At 57.6% G+C, this 15,785-nt stretch carries 14 protein-coding genes and 1 tRNA gene; 3 read left to right on the top strand and 12 right to left on the bottom strand.

Annotation, left to right across the window (positions count from 1 at the left end; genetic code table 11):
• Positions 1-21: 21 nt before the first annotated feature.
• The 3 genes from truA to OIS50_RS15475 form a co-directional block, all read right to left on the bottom strand.
• The gene (truA, locus tag OIS50_RS15485; RefSeq protein ID WP_264691540.1) at positions 22-870 is read right to left on the bottom strand and encodes a tRNA pseudouridine(38-40) synthase TruA; all 849 of its coding nucleotides are present in this window, start codon (positions 868-870) and stop codon (positions 22-24) included.
• Positions 871-954: 84 nt separating this feature from the next.
• Positions 955-1,518 carry a GNAT family N-acetyltransferase gene (locus OIS50_RS15480; RefSeq protein WP_264691539.1) on the bottom strand — a complete coding sequence of 188 codons (564 nt, stop codon included), beginning with the start codon at positions 1,516-1,518 and terminating at the stop codon, positions 955-957.
• Positions 1,519-1,529: 11 nt separating this feature from the next.
• Complete coding sequence (locus OIS50_RS15475; protein WP_264691538.1) at positions 1,530-2,732, bottom strand: thiolase family protein; 1,203 nt, start codon at positions 2,730-2,732, stop codon at positions 1,530-1,532.
• 79 nt (positions 2,733-2,811) lie between these two features.
• Here OIS50_RS15475 and OIS50_RS15470 point away from each other — a divergent pair, with 79 nt between their 5' ends.
• Complete coding sequence (locus OIS50_RS15470) at positions 2,812-3,279, top strand: DUF4293 domain-containing protein (RefSeq protein WP_264691537.1); 468 nt, start codon at positions 2,812-2,814, stop codon at positions 3,277-3,279.
• Positions 3,280-3,362: 83 nt separating this feature from the next.
• Here the strand turns inward: OIS50_RS15470 and OIS50_RS15465 are convergent, their stop codons facing one another.
• The 5 genes from OIS50_RS15465 to OIS50_RS15445 form a co-directional block, all read right to left on the bottom strand.
• On the bottom strand, positions 3,363-4,568 hold the full coding sequence (locus OIS50_RS15465; protein ID WP_264691536.1) for a DUF4476 domain-containing protein: 1,206 nt from the start codon (positions 4,566-4,568) through the stop codon (positions 3,363-3,365).
• A gap of 199 nt (positions 4,569-4,767) precedes the next feature.
• Positions 4,768-6,756, bottom strand: a complete 1,989-nt coding sequence (locus OIS50_RS15460; RefSeq protein ID WP_264691535.1) for a CHU_0125 family OmpA-like outer membrane integrity protein — start codon at positions 6,754-6,756, stop codon at positions 4,768-4,770.
• Positions 6,757-6,882: 126 nt separating this feature from the next.
• Positions 6,883-7,377, bottom strand: coding sequence for a hypothetical protein (locus OIS50_RS15455; protein WP_264691534.1), 495 nt, complete (start codon positions 7,375-7,377; stop codon positions 6,883-6,885).
• Between the two features lie 152 nt (positions 7,378-7,529).
• On the bottom strand, positions 7,530-8,384 hold the full coding sequence (locus tag OIS50_RS15450) for a (Fe-S)-binding protein (protein WP_264691533.1): 855 nt from the start codon (positions 8,382-8,384) through the stop codon (positions 7,530-7,532).
• Positions 8,385-8,547: 163 nt separating this feature from the next.
• Positions 8,548-9,903, bottom strand: coding sequence for a 4Fe-4S dicluster domain-containing protein (locus OIS50_RS15445; RefSeq protein ID WP_264691532.1), 1,356 nt, complete (start codon positions 9,901-9,903; stop codon positions 8,548-8,550).
• Between the two features lie 165 nt (positions 9,904-10,068).
• Here OIS50_RS15445 and OIS50_RS15440 point away from each other — a divergent pair.
• Positions 10,069-10,141: transfer RNA gene (locus OIS50_RS15440), tRNA-Phe, on the top strand.
• A 647-nt stretch (positions 10,142-10,788) separates the two neighbouring features.
• Here the strand turns inward: OIS50_RS15440 and OIS50_RS15435 are convergent.
• Entirely contained in the window at positions 10,789-11,022 is a 234-nt protein-coding gene (locus OIS50_RS15435) for a helix-turn-helix domain-containing protein (protein WP_264691531.1), read from the bottom strand.
• Between the two features lie 116 nt (positions 11,023-11,138).
• On the opposite strand from OIS50_RS15435, the gene OIS50_RS15430 reads away from it, so the two are divergent.
• Positions 11,139-11,630, top strand: coding sequence for a hypothetical protein (locus OIS50_RS15430; RefSeq protein ID WP_264691530.1), 492 nt, complete (start codon positions 11,139-11,141; stop codon positions 11,628-11,630).
• Positions 11,631-12,244: 614 nt separating this feature from the next.
• On the opposite strand, the gene OIS50_RS15425 is transcribed toward OIS50_RS15430, so the two are convergent.
• The 3 genes from OIS50_RS15425 to OIS50_RS15420 form a co-directional block, all read right to left on the bottom strand.
• The gene (locus OIS50_RS15425; RefSeq protein WP_264691529.1) at positions 12,245-13,345 is read right to left on the bottom strand and encodes a hypothetical protein; all 1,101 of its coding nucleotides are present in this window, start codon (positions 13,343-13,345) and stop codon (positions 12,245-12,247) included.
• Between the two features lie 76 nt (positions 13,346-13,421).
• On the bottom strand, positions 13,422-13,589 hold the full coding sequence (locus OIS50_RS20595; RefSeq protein ID WP_413616941.1) for a DUF6364 family protein: 168 nt from the start codon (positions 13,587-13,589) through the stop codon (positions 13,422-13,424).
• A gap of 722 nt (positions 13,590-14,311) precedes the next feature.
• A complete protein-coding gene (locus tag OIS50_RS15420; protein WP_264691528.1) occupies positions 14,312-15,607 on the bottom strand; it encodes a tyrosine-type recombinase/integrase in 1,296 nt (431 codons plus the stop codon).
• Between the last annotated feature and the right edge of the window lie 178 nt (positions 15,608-15,785).

Here is a 15,785-nt window from a genome sequence, read left to right as displayed (position 1 = left end):
ACCGCCCAAACGCCTCGCAAGTTACGCCGGGTCGGGCGCGTGCCCCAGGCCGGCCCGCCAGTAATGCGGCCGCAGCTCCTCGTCGGTTACGAAAAATGGCTTGCTTTCAGGCTGACTTTCAGCCAGCAGGATTTCCGGTGGGTACTCCACGCGGCTCAGAAACAAGCCCTGCGCCGGCGCCGCGCCGCTGGCAGCTATGCGCTCTTGGCGGTGCAATATTTCGGCAAACTGGGCGGGCGTAAGGCGGCCGCGGCCCACATCGAGCAGGGTGCCTACTACCAGCCGTACCATGCCGCGCACAAAGCGGTTGGCCCGAATGCGGAACATCAGCCCGTGCGGCGTGGGGTGCCAGCCGGCCTCGTGCACCCAGCAAACGTAGTGCGTTTCGGCGCCTTTGGTTTTCGAGAAGCTCGTAAAGTCGCGCTGCCCCAGGAGGTAGTGTGCGGCTTCGTTCATGGTCTCTACGTTCGGCGCTTTGTCAAGCCACAGCGCCTGGTCGCGCCGAAACGGGTCGCGGCGCAGCACCACGTGGTACTCGTAGGAGCGCGCCACGGCGCCGTAGCGGGCGTGGGCATCGGGCTGCACCGGCGTAACGGCGTACACGCCGATGTCGGGCGGCAGGGCACGGTTGAGGCGGTACACCAGCTGCTCCTCGTTCAGGTGCGCGGGCAGCTCGGCATCGAAGTGTGCTACCTGGTGGCTGGCATGCACGCCGGCATCGGTGCGGCCGCTGCCCAGGCTATACACCGGCTGGCGCAGCACCTGCGACAGGCAGCGGTCGAGCTCCTGCTGCACGCTCAGGGCGTTGGGCTGGGTTTGCCAGCCGCAGTAGCGGGTGCCGTCGTAAGCGAGTTCGAGGAAGTAGCGCAAGGGGGAATTATGAATTATGAATGCTGAATTATGAATTGGTATGGTGGCTTGGCTGAGTTATTCCACCAATTCAGAATTCCTAATTCAGCATTCAGAATTAATAAACGCGTACAGCAAACCGTCCAGGGTTTGGCCGTCTTTGGTGATGCTTTTGCGCAGACGGGCCTCCAGCGTGTAGCCGGCTTTTTCGAGCACGCGCGCCGAGGCCAGGTTGTGCTCGAACACCGTGGCGTAGAGCCGGCACACGTCGAAGTTACCTAGGGCATAAGCCGTTAGCGCCTGCACGGCCGCCGTGGCAATACCGCGGCCCCAGTGGGCGCGCCCCAGCCAGTAGCCGATTTCGGCCTCGCGCCGGTGCACATCGCCCTGAAACAACACGCTGATGCTGCCGGTGGCCTCGCCGTCAACCTCAATGCACAGGTGCACATCGGCGGCGCCTTCGTGCTGCACAAACCCCAGGTACCACTCGGCATCGGCTAGCGAATACGGGTGCGGAAACCGGTCGCGCAGGTTCAGCCAAATGTCGCGGTCGTTGGCGTGGCGGGCCAGTGCCGGCGCATCGGCAGCCGCAAACGGACGCAAGCGCGCCCCGGCTACGGCGAGCGGCAGCGTGGGCCGCAACAACTCGGTAGCCGGGGCGCCAGGCATGCGGCAGCGGGTTAGAGCTTTTCGTAGATAACGGCAGCGCCCTGGCCTACGCCTACGCACATGGTAGCCAGGCCGTAGCGCACGCCCTCGCGGCGCTGCATTTCGTGCAGCAGGGTGGCCGTAATGCGGGCACCCGAGGCACCTAGGGGGTGGCCGATGGCAATGGAGCCACCGTTGACGTTGATCTTGCTTGGGTCAAGATCCAAGTCGCGGCAGCAGGCAATTACCTGGGCAGCAAAGGCTTCGTTCAGCTCAATCAAATCGAGGTCGTTTACCGTGAGGCCGGCGCGCTGCAGGGCCTTTTGGGTGGCCGGCACCGGGCCAACACCCATAATGGCCGGATCGACGCCCGCCACGGCCGTGGATACCACGCGGGCCAGCGGCTTCAGGTTCAGGCGCTTTACCATTTCTTCGCTTACTACCATGGTAGCAGCGGCGCCATCGTTGATGCCCGACGAGTTGCCGGCCGTAACGGAGCCATCGGTGGGGTTGAAGGCGGGCTTCAGGGTAGCCAGCTTTTCGATTGAGGTGAGGCGCGGGTGCTCGTCGGTGTCGAACATCACGGCCTCGGTTTTGGGCTGCGATACGAACACGGGCACGATTTCGCGGCGGAAGCGGCCCTTCTCGAACGCGCGCTGGTATTTGCGCTGCGATTCAAAAGCCCACTGGTCCTGCTCTTCGCGGCTGATGCCGTACTTCTTGGCTACGTTCTCGGCGGTTTCGCCCATCGAGTACGGGTGGTGCATCTTGGCCAGCTTCGGGTTCACGAAGCGCCAACCCAGGGTAGTATCGTGGGCGGTGAAGTCGCGGCCGAAAGCGGTTTCCGACTTGGCCATTACAAACGGCGCGCGGGTCATGCTCTCGGAGCCGCCGGCCAGGTACACGTCGCCGTCGCCCGAGCGCACGGCCCGCGTGGCGTCGATGATGCTCTGCAGGCCCGAGGCGCACAGGCGGTTTACCGTTACACCGGCTACGCTGGCGGGCAGGCCGGCCAACAACCCGGCCATGCGGGCTACGTTGCGGTTGTCTTCGCCGGCCTGGTTGGCGGCGCCCATGATCACGTCTTCCACCAACTTGGGGTCGATGGTGTTGTTGCGGCGCAGCAGTTCGCGCAGTACTACGGCGGCCAGGTCGTCGGGGCGCACAGCGCTGAGGGCGCCACCAAATTTGCCAACGGGCGTACGCACCGCGTCGACGATATATGCTTCAGGCATTGGAGAAATGCGGGTTAGCGGAGTCTTTTGGCTACTTTTGCCGGCCCACTGAAGCCGGATTTAGCACATAACCACAAAGATGATACAAAGAATCCAAAGCGTGTTTTTACTGTTGCTGGCCATCAGCATGGCTTGCGTGCTTTTCCTGCCCATCTGGTCGAAAACCGACCCGCTGAGCAAGCAAGCTCTCACCATGACGGCCACGCAAATCACCTCCACCAACCCCAGCCAAGCGCCAGTTGGCACTTACGCCATTGCCGGGCTGGCAGCTGCTTCGGTGCTTGTAGCCCTCGTTGAAATTTTTCAGTACCGCAAGCGCATGACGCAGCTCATGCTCGGCTCGCTCAACCTCATGCTGATTGCGGCCACCCTAGGTGCCAGCTTCTACTACTCATCGGTAGGAGAGCAAATGCTGAACGTGAAGATGCCCGGCGAGTTTGAGGCCGGCTTTTACCTGCCCACGCTGGCCTTGCTGCTCAACCTGCTGGCCAACCGCTTTATCCGCCGCGACGAAAAGCTGGTGCGCTCGATGGACCGGCTGCGCTAGCCCCGCGCACCCCGTACCAAGCCCAACAAAAAGGCCCGAAGCACGTGCTTCGGGCCTTTTTGTTGCCAGGCACCTAGGGCTGCTTAGCCGCGGCTGTCGGCTACGTACTGCTGCACTTCGCGCATGCTCAGGCTGGAGGTAAACGCATCGGCAATGCGGTGGAAATTTTGCCGATCCGACACGTGCGAGTAAGCGTATTTGGCCAGCTCTACTTTGTGGCTATCGAAGCTGATGCCGCCGAGCAAACGGCGCAGATCGTCGGCGCGGATGTCGCTTTCGGCCAGGGTTTGCTTGGCCAGCTGCACCCGCTCCGCATCAAACGAACGTGTGCGGAGGGCTTGCAGCAGCTGATCAACATCGTGCGCGCCAAGCAGCTGCCGGTAGCCGGCGCCGTAGCCACCACCTAGGGTGGTGCCCGCAGCATACTCCTCCACAAAACGCTGCAGCTCGCTTACGCTCGAGCGGAACGAGAACTGGTTGTAAATCTGATAGAAGTTGTGCCGATCGGTGAGGCGCGGGTAGGCGTACTTGGCCAGCTTCACCTTGCCTTCGTCGAAACCGAAGCCGCTAAGCAAACGCCCTAGGTCGTCGGTACGCAGGTTGCTTTCGGCCAGGGCCTGCCGGGCCAGCTGCACCTTTTCGTCGTCGAACGAGCGGGCCCGAATGGCGCGCAGCAGCTCGTCGGCTTCCTGCGGCGTCAGCAGGTGGCGGTAGTTGTTGCCGTAGCCGCCGTTGTTGTACCCGCCGTTGCCGTAGCCGCCGGGCACCGGCTCGTACGGGTCGCGCCCGTAGCCACCGTTATTGCTGTAGCCATCGTCGTCGCGGCCGTACCAATCGTCGCGGCTGCCGGGAGCGGGCCAGCCGCTTGGGCCGCTGTAGGGCGTGGGCTCGCACTGGTAGCCGTACTCGTAGGGCGGCTGCGGGCCGCGGCCGTAGCCACCGGCCCAGCCCGGCAGCGGCACTTCGTCGAAGCGTTGCAGCACGGGCGGGTAGCCGCGGCGCGTCACCAGCACAAAGCGGGTTTCGCGGCCCGGTAGCAGCTGCACCCGGGTGCGGTAGTTGAGCACGCCACCGTTGGCTGGCACCTGAAACTCGGCCCAGTGGTAGCCAGGCGCCAGGCGCACAAAGCGCACCTGCGTGAGGCCGTGGCGGCCGCCAATGCGGTTGCCATCGAGGCGCAACCGGAAAGGCAAGCCGCGCTCAGAGCGCACGGCCATGCCCGCCGGAATGGCCAGCGCTACCTGGGCCAGCAACAGCAGGCTCAGGCACAGGAGTAGGGTTCGTTTCATAGCTGAGAGAGGCAATAGCAGCCGATACCGGTGCGACATCGGCTACAAAGCGCTAAGCCAACTTCTGTGCCAATTCGGCGGCCTGCGGCTCACATCATCATGTGCTGCCGAGCTATTCCATGCGCGCTTCACCTAGGGCCACAAAAAAGCCCCCGGCCGGTGGGCGCGGGGGCCTCTGAAACTCAGCTAAACCAGCGGCTTAGCGGCCGTTGATTTTGGTGACTTTAAACTCGGTGCGGCGGTTGCGCTGGTGCTCGGCTTCGGTTTTGGCCGTGCGGATAACCGGGCGGGTTTCGCCGTAGCCACGGGCCGTAATGCGCGACTTATCAATGCCTTTCGAGATGATGTAGTCGACGGCCGATTGCGCCCGGCGCTGCGACAAATCCTGGTTGAAGGCATCTTTACCACGCGCGTCGGTGTGCGAGCTTAGCTCGATGGTGATGTCGGGGTTGTCCTGCAGCGTTTCCACCAGCTTATCCAGCTCCACGGCGGCATCGGGGCGAATGTTGGCCTTGTTGTAGTCGTAGAAGATGTTCTCGACCACGATAGCCTTGTTCACCACAATCTTGTTGAGCGTGAGCGTCACCGGAATGCTGATGTCATTCATCTCGTTGGGCAGCTGATCCTGCGGCGGCACTTTGCCCACGGTGGTCACGCTCTGGCGCGCCGAGAAATAGCCCGGGCGGTCGGCAAACAGCGTGTACGTGGCCGAGGTATCGAGCTTGGCCTTGAAGGTGCCATCGGCTCCAACCTGCACCTCCTGCTTTTGGCCGCGGCTGCCGCTGATGGTTACCGTTTCGTTGGCGAGCGGGGTTGTGGTGCCGGTTTTGCTATCCAGCTCCTGCACTTTGCCCTCCACGTAGAACGTCACCAGCTTCAGCGGCTTTTTGCGGAAGAAGTACAGGTCGTCGGAGCCTTTGCCGCCGGCGCGGTTCGAGGCAAACACGCCCACGTCCTTGCCCGTGAGGTAGGGCGCGAAGTCGTCGCCGGTGCTGTTGATGGGCGCACCCATGTTCGTCACCTTGCCGGTCTTCTCCACCCGAAACAAATCGAGTTTGCCCAAGCCCGGGTGCCCGTCGGAGGAGAAGTACAGCGTGCCATCGGGCGCTACGGCCGGGAAATTCTCGTTGCCGGGGGTGTTAATCTGCTCGCCCAGGTTCTCGGGCGTGGCCCAGCGGTTGTTATCCCCCAGGGTCGATTTGTACAAGTCGTTGCCGCCCTGCCCGCCGGGGCGCGATGAGGCGAAGTACAGCGTGCGGCCATCGGGCGAGAGTACCGGGGCAAAGTCGTCGGCGCGGCTGTTGTTGATGCCGCGGATGATTTCGGGCTCCGTCCAGGCTCCGCCGCGGAAGTACGAGGCGTACAAATCCACGCTCAGGTAGCCCTTTTTCGAGCCGTCGTTCGAGCGGGCGAAGATCATCATTTTGCCATCGGGCGAGAAGGTGGGCGAGGCCTCGTGCGTGCCGGGCTTGTTGAAAAGCGGCTTGCCCGTGTCCTTGGCCGCATCGGTGCCGGTAGCGGCAGCGCCCTTGGCTACCGTCTCAAACGGCACCACGGTGCCACCCGTCATCTTCTCTACGTCATCAAACTTGATGGCGTACAGATCGTTGAAGCCTTCGCCGTTGCCTAGGTACTTTTTGCCGTCGCGGCCCGAGGCAAAGATCAGCTCCTTGGTATCGGGTTTGATGGTGGCGCTGAACTCGGCCGAGGGCGTGTTGATCTGGTCGAGCGGCAGCACCTCGCTGTTGCTGCGCATGGCCACCAATTGCGACACGGCTTGCGCGTTCTGCACTTCCAGCTCGGCGCGGGGTATCAGGTTGCGGTTGGTGCCGCTTTCGGCGTACTGCTTAAAGCGTGCGGCGGCGTCATCGTACTTGCCGTTGGCTTTCATGGCCAGGGCGTAGTAAAACGGGGCGTCGGGGTTTTTCAGGCCGCCGTCGAGGGCGGCTTTGTAGTAGTCCTCGGCCTGCTCAATGCGGTTCGAGAGGCGGTAGGCTTCTGCTATTTTGTAGTTGGCCGTGGCTACGTCTTTGCCGCGCGCTACATCAGCCTTGTACAGCTGAATGGCGGTTTCGTACTCGCCGCGCGAAAAACGTTTCTCGGCCTTGCTCATGCTGCCCGATGCGGCGCAACCGCCAAGCAGGGCAACCGAACCGGCCGCAGCACAGACAACTAACAGGTTCCTCATGGGTCAGAAGGAAAGGTGGGGTGTCGTTGGGTGGGCTGCGGCCCTAGGTGCGGAGCCGCCTTCAACCCAACTTGGGCTAACAATAATACTAAGTTTACGAAGCAATCGGCCGCCGCGCAGCTTTTTCTAGGAAGCGCTGAAATACCGCGCCAGCCACGTAGCCGAAGCCGGAGCGGGCCACCCTGCCTCTAACGCACCGCGTTGGCTTATGGTGTTGTCGAAGTACAAAGAATTCGGTTGCAGCGCGCCCTCGGCTACGGCCTGTTTCAAGTCGCGGCGGTTGAAGAGCTGCACCTGCCCATCGGGGCCTAGGAAAGCCAGTTGCTCCTTGGCCAGCAACTCCACACCCAGGGCGGCCTCCAGCTCGCGCACAAAACGCACCGACGAGTCGATGGAACAGCCGCTGGCATCGGCCACGGCTTCGTCGAGGCCGATAAGCAAAAACTGGCGGTGGCGGAACTCGGCCGAGGCGCGCAGCTCGCGGCCGTGGCTCGTCCAGGCTTCCGAAAATTGCTGCAGCGCGGGCTGCACGGCGGCTAATTCGGCCTCGGTAAGGGGGCGGCTGGCCTGGTAAATCCAGATGCGTGCCGTGGCGGGGAGTTCGTGAAACGAAACGAACATAGCAGACAAGAAAGATCAGGGACCGGGCACCCAGGTGCAGGCAATAATTGCCGGCCCTAGGTGCCTGCGGCTTTCAAAACAAAAGCCCGCGCCCCGGAGCAAAGTTCCGGCGGCGCGGGCCTCAAGTTAGGCAGGTTTTGCGGCTGCGGCGGTTAGGCGTTCAAGCCTTCGGCCGAGGCTACCAGCTCGGCCAGGTCGAATACCTGCACCGAGCTTTCGCGCTCTTTGTTTTTCACGCCGTCGCTCATCATCGTCATGCAGAAGGGGCAGCCCACCGCAATGATGCCGTTGCCGTTGCCCTTGGCGGGCGTAGCGCCGGCGTTGCCGCTTTCCACGCCGTAGAGGTTGTCGAGCGCGGCCGCGTTGCCATCGAGCGTGGCCAGGGCTTCCTCGGTGCGCTCAATGTTGATGTCCTTTTTGCCGGGCTCGGGCTCTTTCCACATCTGCGCGCCGCCGGCACCGCAGCACAGGCCGTTGGCTTTGCTGCGCTTCATCTCCACGAGGTCGGCATCCAAAGCAGCCAATACTTCGCGCGGGGCTTCGTAAATGTCGTTGGCGCGGCCCAGGTAGCAGGAGTCGTGGAAGGTGATGCGGCGCCCCTTGAACGACTCGCCGCCCTGCACTTTCACGCGGCCATCGTTGATGAGTTGCTGCAGGAAGGTGCTGTGGTGAATTACCTCGTAGTTGCCACCTAGGGCCGGGTACTCGTTCTTGATGGTGTTGAAGCAGTGCGGGCAGGCCGTCACAATCGTCTTGATGCCGTAGCCATCCAACGTGGTGATGTTCTGCATGGCCTGCATCTGAAACAGGAACTCGTTGCCGGCGCGCTTGGCCGGGTCGCCGGTGCAGCTTTCTTCCATGCCCAGCACGGCGTACTTCACGCCCACGTGCTCCAGAATGCGCACAAAGGCCCGGGTAACGCGCTTGTACCGGTCGTCGAAGGCGCCGGCACAACCTACCCAGAACAACACCTCGGGCTGCTCGCCGCGGGCGGCGAGGTCGGCCATCAGAGGAACATTTACTTGACGCTTGGCTACTTGCTCAGCCATATTTTTTTGCGAAGCTGTTAGCTGTTGGCTTTCAGCTGTTAGTGTTTTTTGAATGATGCGTTTTCGGCTGCAACAACTGGCTTTGCTGCTCACTAACAGCTAATAGCCAATAGCTGACAGCTTATTTCTCGGCCACGTACAGCTCGTCGGCCCAGTTAAAGCGGTCGGAGGGCGAGAAGGCCCACGGCGCGCCGTTGTTCTCGATGTTGCTGAACATCACGTTGAGCGAGTGCGGCGCGGCCGACTCCTCGAGCACCAGGTAGCGGCGCATCTCCACGATGCTATCGAGCGGGTTGATGTTTACGGGGCAGGCCTCTACGCAGGCGTTGCAGGTGGTGCAGGCCCACAGCTCTTCGGGCGTAACCTTGCCGCGCACCAGCGAGCCGTCTTCGCTTTCGGCGCCGATTTCGCCGTTGTACTTGTTGGGGCTGAAAATCAGCGGCGACTCGTACTTCTCCTCAATCCGGTCGCGCGTGTCCATGATGATTTTGCGCGGCGAGAGCAGCTTGCCCGTGAGGTTGGCCGGGCACACTGAGGTGCAGCGGCCGCACTCGGTGCAGGAGTAGGCGTTCAGCAAATTCAGCCACGAGAGGTCGTCGGCATCTTTGGCGCCGAAGCGCTGCACCACGGGGTTGCCGTCGGCATCCACGGGGCCGGCAGGCACCTGGTAGCTCGGGTCCATCATGGCCTTTACCTCGTGCGTGATGCTATCCACGTTCGAGAACTGACCCTGCGGTACCAAACGCGTGTAGTACACGTTCGGGAAAGCCATGATGATGTGGAAGTGCTTCGACGACGGCAGGTAGTTCAGGAAGGCCAGAATACCCAGAATGTGGAGCCACCAGCCAACGCGCTCCAACACGTGCAGCGCGGCTACGTTGTCGGGGAACAGGCCTACCAGCAGCGAGCTGATGGGGAACGTGCCGGGCAGATCAACGCCCTCGAGCTGGTGCAGCTTCAGGTCGGCGGTGTTCATGGTGAACAGCGCCGCCATCAGGATTACCTCCACGTACAGAATCACGTTGGCATCGAGGCGCGGCCAGGCGCGCATCTCCACGCCCGTAAAGCGGCGTACTGGCTGGCTGCGGTTGCGGCGCCACCACAGGGCCACCACCGCCACAATCACCAGAGCACCTAGGATTTCGTTGGTGGCCATCAGCACATCGTACACCGGGCCCATGAAGCTCAGGGCGCGGTGCGTGCCGAAGATGCCGTCGATCATGATTTCGATGACCTCGACGTTGATGACCAAGAAGCCCACGTACACCACCAAGTGCAGCAGCGCCGGCGTGATGCGCTTAAACATCTTTTGCTGGCCAAACGCCACCAGCAAGGTTTTGTTGATTCGCTCACTCACGGAGCCGCCCATCACGCGGTCCTTACCCTTCAGAATGTTGGCGCGAATCTTTCGCACCTGCCACACAAACAGTCCTATCCCTAGGACCGCGACGAGCAGAAAAAGAATTTGTTGAATCACAACTCAGCGAGTTTTCGTTGGCGGCAAGATAGTAGGCATGCCTAATACTTTTGCTACGTGAGCAAAAGTAATCCGTTTCGGGGCAAAGATTTTTTTCAGCAGAAATATTGCATTGTAAGATCTGGTTGCTAGTTTTGCGCTCCATTCAGCCACCAAATGGCACATGGTGATGTAGCTCAGCTGGTAGAGCAAAGGACTGAAAATCCTTGTGTCGGCGGTTCGATTCCGTCCATCACCACAACCAACCCCGCTAACTGCTTCTTTACGAAGCATTTAGCGGGTTTTTTGTTTTCGCAAGTATCGGTTGAGTATCGATATGGCTTCTGTGTACTCCTTTTGGGCCTATTTTCCTCTAGAATTGATATCCTAGCTACGGGCTAGTTGCTAGAGTTCTCTTAAAAATCATGCAGAGGTAAGTTTTTGTCCGAGCTGTCAATAGAAACGGCAGACCACGTCACCAGGAACTACCTCACTCAGGGGAATGGCCTAATCAAAACTGACGGGTAAGACTATTTGTCCCTTCTCGCTCATGGTACTGACCCTTACCGCTCTCGAAATCCAGGAACTTTCCGCTGCCATCCTAACGGGGTTACTGCCCCGCATTGATGAAGCGTTAGCCTCGCAACAGTCCCGGCATGAGTTGAAGATGCTGACCCTAGAAGAGGTAGCGACCAACGCTGGCGTTGTGCGTAAAACTGTTGAGCGGTGGGTTGCCGATGGGAAGTTAAAAGCTCGCAATTGGGGAACTCCCAGCAAGCCGCTCTACCGAGTCTCGGTAGAGGACTATTGGAGGTTCTACGATGACTACCCCGTACTTACTCGAAAAGGCTCAAAGCCCGCACGTGGCAACAGCAAGGTTACGCGCTAGCACTTCGACGTGCTGTTCTATAACAGTTCCGAAAGCTTAACTCCAAGGGCTTCCGCCAACGAATACAGGATATCCAACCTAGCAGAAGTTGTACCCTTCTCGATACGTTGTACCGTAGGCTTAGCAACCTCGGCGATATCAGCTAGCTCTTGCTGGCTAAGCCCTTTGGCATCCCGTAAACGGCGTAGCTTAAGCCCAAACTCCTCTAGCTTGGATTGATGCCTTAACGTCTTGCCCTGGTGTTCTGCCACAGTGCAAGCAGTCGATTGTAACAAAGAGCACTGGCATCTTTTTAGATGCCAATTGAGGTTCACTGTCTATCTTTGGCCGAAACAGCACTCTCAACTACATCACGTTTCCGCCGAACATGAAACGCCACTTTTCGCGCCTCCTGGCGTTACCCCTGATTACCGCAAGTCTCCTCTTAACAAGCTGCGGTGATGACAAGAAAGAGGACCCTTCTCCTACCAAAGCAGTCCGCATAGTGATTACCAGCGTCAACGCAGGTGGAGCACTAAGCACGAACCAACCAGGTATCTATACGAGCACCCTAGGCGCGAGCAGTAATGTTGAATATGAAACGGCTACGCAAACGACTGGCGAAAATGCTGAGTACAATAGCACCAATCGGCCGAGCGTAACTTACGACTATCCCACAGTTAAAAAAGGAGAGAAGTTTAATATTCAACTGAGCTTTGACCGTATCCGGACTCCTAACAGAATACAGGGAAATACAAGCTTGACTGCTGAAATATTCGTTGAGGGTTCTTCTGTTAAGCGGATAATCCTCGATAATACCACCACTACGTACAATTCAACAGGCGGTATTAGCACCAAGGATTCCTACACCCTTCAATAGGGCAATTACCTACAGTATGAAGTCCAGGAACCCCATTGCTTTTCAGCGATGGGGTTTTTACATATTGCAAAATCGATTTTATATATCAATTTTTTTTGAAAAAATTATACATCTGTTATCCCAGCATTGTGGGGGGCAGTAGGAGGAGCAGGAGGGGGCGGATACCCCCTCCCCTATCAAATATATATAGTGACTTTCCAGAACTTTCTAATACGCTTTGCTAGGGTTGGCAAGGGTTTACTCAGGTGGAACTCTGGGGAGCAGTACCTATACCGCTGGGGAGGGACAGATAGTGAAAACCGACACGGGTAAGTCATTTGGTGGGTTTCAGGAGTTCCGAAGTCGTTCCACACTACGCTATTGCTTCCGGGCTTCGCTTTGCTGTGCCCAGAATCAATCCCTGCGGGGCGCTACGTTCACCGCACACGCTTACTGTTTCCTTTCTCCCTTCGCTTTGCTACGGAGAAAGAAAAGCCTACGGCCGTTCGCTGCCGTGGGCTTTTCCGATGGGTGCTGGGGAGTTCTACGGGTAGATATCGGAAGTATTCGTACTCTACCTATACTCCCATCGTAGGGTATTCACCTATTGTTATTGGGGTTTACCCTACGATGAACTACCCGAACATTTCGATTCGTGCCCTACTGTCAACCGATGGGGCACCCGTGTAGTCTTGAGCGTATCGGTTCAGCAGATACTTCCAATCCGTGCCTTTCGGGGCTTTGACATGCTTGCGCAGGTAGTCAAGCTGGGTCAGGTCTTCCGGGCGCCCGTGGCGAATGAAGCGGGTTACGGCGTTCTTGGCTTCGATGCGGTTGCGGTGTTCGCTCTCGTCTCGTTCTTCGCGCCAAGCGTAGGGAGCCGGGCGGGGCTGGGTAACTTCATCGGGAAGTTCAAACAGCGTGACCGTTGCGGTCTTCCGATTCCGGTTGGCGTCGAACGTGTGTTCAGTGAGCTTGCGGAAAGTCAGGGTATCCCCCAGGGCCTTTTTGAAAATGTGCCACAGAGTAGCCCCGTGTAGGTCTGAGGGGGCGGGCGGGCATTCGTCTTTCTGCCGGGCGAAGTATTTGCCGCCAAGCTTGGCCTCTATCTTTTCCACGTCGGCACCCATATCGAAACCGTTTGCGGCAAGGCAGTCCAGGATATACTGCTTTTCGTAGCCGTTTTCCGCTATTTCTTGGGTTTTGTTGTACACCGCTATTTGCTTACCATCCTTTTTGCTGCCGAACGTGTAGGACTCGCCGTAGTGTAGGCTACAGGTCTGCATACCCCGTAGCGGAGCATATAGCGGGTTCTTCACATCTTTAACAAAGGTGCTTTGGCTGTAGATGTGCCACATACGCGGGCGTAAAGGTTCGGCCGTTTGGAAGTGGAATGCTACTTCAACGTAGCTGACCAATTGAAAACCTAGGGGCAAGCACTGTTCAATGATATCCAGGTAAAAAGCCCAACCGGGTAGGGTGTAAAAGACGTTGTTTTTGAAGCTGAGCTTGATGCTCTGGGCTTGCGAAGCTCGGCGGCAATCCGTGGAGATATCGGCCACGTGACGGCCCTCTATCCACACAGAGTATTTATTCAGGTAATGAGTTTCGTAATCCAGCTTGCGCAGTTGGAGGGTGTTATTTACAACGTAAGCGTTGCCTTTGTACGGGTAATGTTCGGCTACGTATTTACTGTCAAAGCGAGCTTCTGAGGTGCTGACCATCTGCAAGGTCAAGCGGTCAAGGGTAAGGAGGTACTGCAACTAATCAATGGTAAAGCCGGGGCTAGAAGGCCTCCGGCTTTTCTGTTATTTATGCGGCCTCTGAGGTGGTTTTAAGAGGCTGTGAGGCGACATAAGATTCTAGGTAAGCTCTGACTAGGCGTGAAAGGGTTTCGTTGCTCTCACGCGCTGTTTGGTGTGCTTTCGTAAGCAGGCTTGCAGGAACTCTGACGTGCAAGCGATTATCGTTGTACTTCATGGGCGTTTTCCCTTAAATAGTTAGGGGTGTGCCCAAACGTCCACGCAGTTAGGAGTTCCAGAAAAATGAAAATGATGCCTAGCCCGAAAACTCTTTCCACAATCCAGAACTGTGTACAAAAAACACAAGCAGGGTGCCCGTTTTACAGCTATAGGCTTTACTATGCTCCTTTAGGATTGCTAACAACTTGAAATTTGCTGTCCACAGGCTTGAAATGCGCATTTATCTAGCTTAGCAAGTGCGCGTAAACAACCTTGATGGGCATGTAAAGAGTACATAAGACCGCTTTGGAGGAGCTTAAAGGGCATATAATTTCTCCCATACAGGCACATAAAAAAAGCCCCTGCTATGGCGCCTTTTTGTTGAAAACCAAGATATCTAGAGCTTAGTAGGGTCGAGTTTTACTTTAAGAAAGTGTTTCGAGTGAGCGGCCCTCAGGTACTTTTCGTAATCAGCATCTGTTTTGGCTCTGGCAACGTGCGTTAGGAACTGGCGGCGCTCCGGAGTAGCATGGAGTTCCTGGTACAGGTCAGTTATGCTTTCAGCAGCCAACCATAATGGTATACGGTTGTTCTGGGCGTCGCTTTCCGTCTGGTTAACCTTCGATATAATAGCTGACCTAACCCTTTGGTAGCTGGATACATCTTGGTCGAGTTGAGTAATCTGCTGCTGGGTTGGCCGGGCCATGTGAGTTGAATTGCGTTGAATTACCAATCTACGGCTTACGTAGTAGTTACCGACTGCTTGAGGCTCGCTTGATAGCGGGCGTTGATATCCTGGGCTAAGTCAGCTCGTGACTCGACTAGACCTACGTAGCGCTGGAAGGCTGCTAGGGACCGGTGCCCACTCAATGCCATTGTATCCCGTACGGAGTAGCCCAAGCTGAGCAGAAGACTACAAAAGCTACGGCGGCTCGTGTGGCTGGTGATATGCTCGTGTTTGGGTTGCCACTCTTCCAGAACCGATTCCCGGTGCTTACGGGTGACAAACACCATCTTAGCTTTCCCCTTCGAGTCCGTCAGGTATTGTTGAGCAAGCTCGCCTATGTAGTCGTTAAACTTCTGAGGACTAATGCTAGGCAAACGCAGCATACCATCGGCGTCCGTGTAGAGCTTGAGTACTTCACGTGCAGGCTCCAATAGTGGTATGTACCGTGTACGTTTGGTTTTTTGTTCGCGGATTTCTATTTCGTTACTGCGGATATGGTGCCAGTCTAAGCACATGAGGTCGGATACCCTCAGCCCAGTGAAAATCTGTAACACTTGGAGGTTACGCACTTTTCCGAGCCTGCTTTTAGGGTCTAGAGGTAGCGTCCTTAAGGCCTCTATTTCTGTTTGTTCGAGCACTACGGGCGCAGTGAGCAGCTGCGTATGCAGGGGCTTTACCTTGGTCAAGTTGACTCCTGGGGCCGGATGCTCGGCTAAAAACTGCCTCAGCAGTCGTGTGCGTTTTCCGCTGGTGCTATTACGGTAATCGTAGGTTTCAAGCATCCAATGCTGAAACTTCTTGATTTCGCTGTTAGTGAGCGTCAAGAGCGTCCAAGTGATATCCTCAGCCTCTTGATATGCCTTGATGTTGTGCAGCAGTGTAGTGAAGCTTTTCCGTGAAGCAGGCTGCCACCCTGTCCGCGTAGTAATGAACTCTTCCAGGATATCTACCAGAGGCTTCTCCTCCTGAGCTACGGGGGCTGCTTCCGACTTCATAGCCGCCGTAACCTCGTTAACCATCGGCCAACGCTTCAATTGACGCTCTAGGTTATCAATAACTCGGTTAACATCGGCAAGTGTCTCCCGAGCAGACTTGGTGTCGTTCTTGGGGTCTTTTGAGCCGTTCGCTTTTATCGTAACACCGTCCCAATAGATGAACTCCCCCTTGGCGTTCTTCCGGTTCACTACCTGAACTCCTGTCGCTACGCGCTTAAACCGTCCTTCGGGGTCCCGGTACTCGACTGTCAGAGAAGATAGTTCTCCTTTGGGGTTGCGCAGTACTAATTGCGCTGCGTTGACTTTAGCTTTCATGTGCTACGGCTGAATGAACTTCAGTCCTTTTACGCAGAAAGCCGCCCGTTTGAGTATCGGTTTAGTATCGTTATGAGAAGAATTATATCGTTATGCACCGACTTAGAGCGAGTAAAAACCGCCTTTATGTGTATCCTAGGGCATTTTAGAAGAACACAGAGTACAAAGGTTCAAGTCC

The sequence above is a fragment of the Hymenobacter sp. YIM 151858-1 genome (genome assembly GCF_025979705.1).
Lineage (GTDB): Bacteria > Bacteroidota > Bacteroidia > Cytophagales > Hymenobacteraceae > Solirubrum.
This window is presented reverse-complemented; position numbering and strand designations above follow the sequence as displayed.

Excerpts from the sequence above, each read along its gene's own strand:
- OIS50_RS15480 (WP_264691539.1), bottom strand. The coding sequence starts at position 1,518 with ATGCCTGGCGCCCCGGCTACCGAGTTGTTGCGGCCCACGCTGCCGCTC.
- OIS50_RS15475 (WP_264691538.1), bottom strand. The coding sequence starts at position 2,732 with ATGCCTGAAGCATATATCGTCGACGCGGTGCGTACGCCCGTTGGCAAA.
- OIS50_RS15470 (WP_264691537.1), top strand. The coding sequence starts at position 2,812 with ATGATACAAAGAATCCAAAGCGTGTTTTTACTGTTGCTGGCCATCAGC.
- OIS50_RS15465 (WP_264691536.1), bottom strand. The coding sequence starts at position 4,568 with ATGAAACGAACCCTACTCCTGTGCCTGAGCCTGCTGTTGCTGGCCCAG.
- OIS50_RS15460 (WP_264691535.1), bottom strand. The coding sequence starts at position 6,756 with ATGAGGAACCTGTTAGTTGTCTGTGCTGCGGCCGGTTCGGTTGCCCTG.
- OIS50_RS15455 (WP_264691534.1), bottom strand. The coding sequence starts at position 7,377 with ATGTTCGTTTCGTTTCACGAACTCCCCGCCACGGCACGCATCTGGATT.
- OIS50_RS15450 (WP_264691533.1), bottom strand. The coding sequence starts at position 8,384 with ATGGCCGACCTCGCCGCCCGCGGCGAGCAGCCCGAGGTGTTGTTCTGG.
- OIS50_RS15430 (WP_264691530.1), top strand. The coding sequence starts at position 11,139 with ATGAAACGCCACTTTTCGCGCCTCCTGGCGTTACCCCTGATTACCGCA.
- OIS50_RS20595 (WP_413616941.1), bottom strand. The coding sequence starts at position 13,589 with ATGAAGTACAACGATAATCGCTTGCACGTCAGAGTTCCTGCAAGCCTG.
- OIS50_RS15420 (WP_264691528.1), bottom strand. The coding sequence starts at position 15,607 with ATGAAAGCTAAAGTCAACGCAGCGCAATTAGTACTGCGCAACCCCAAA.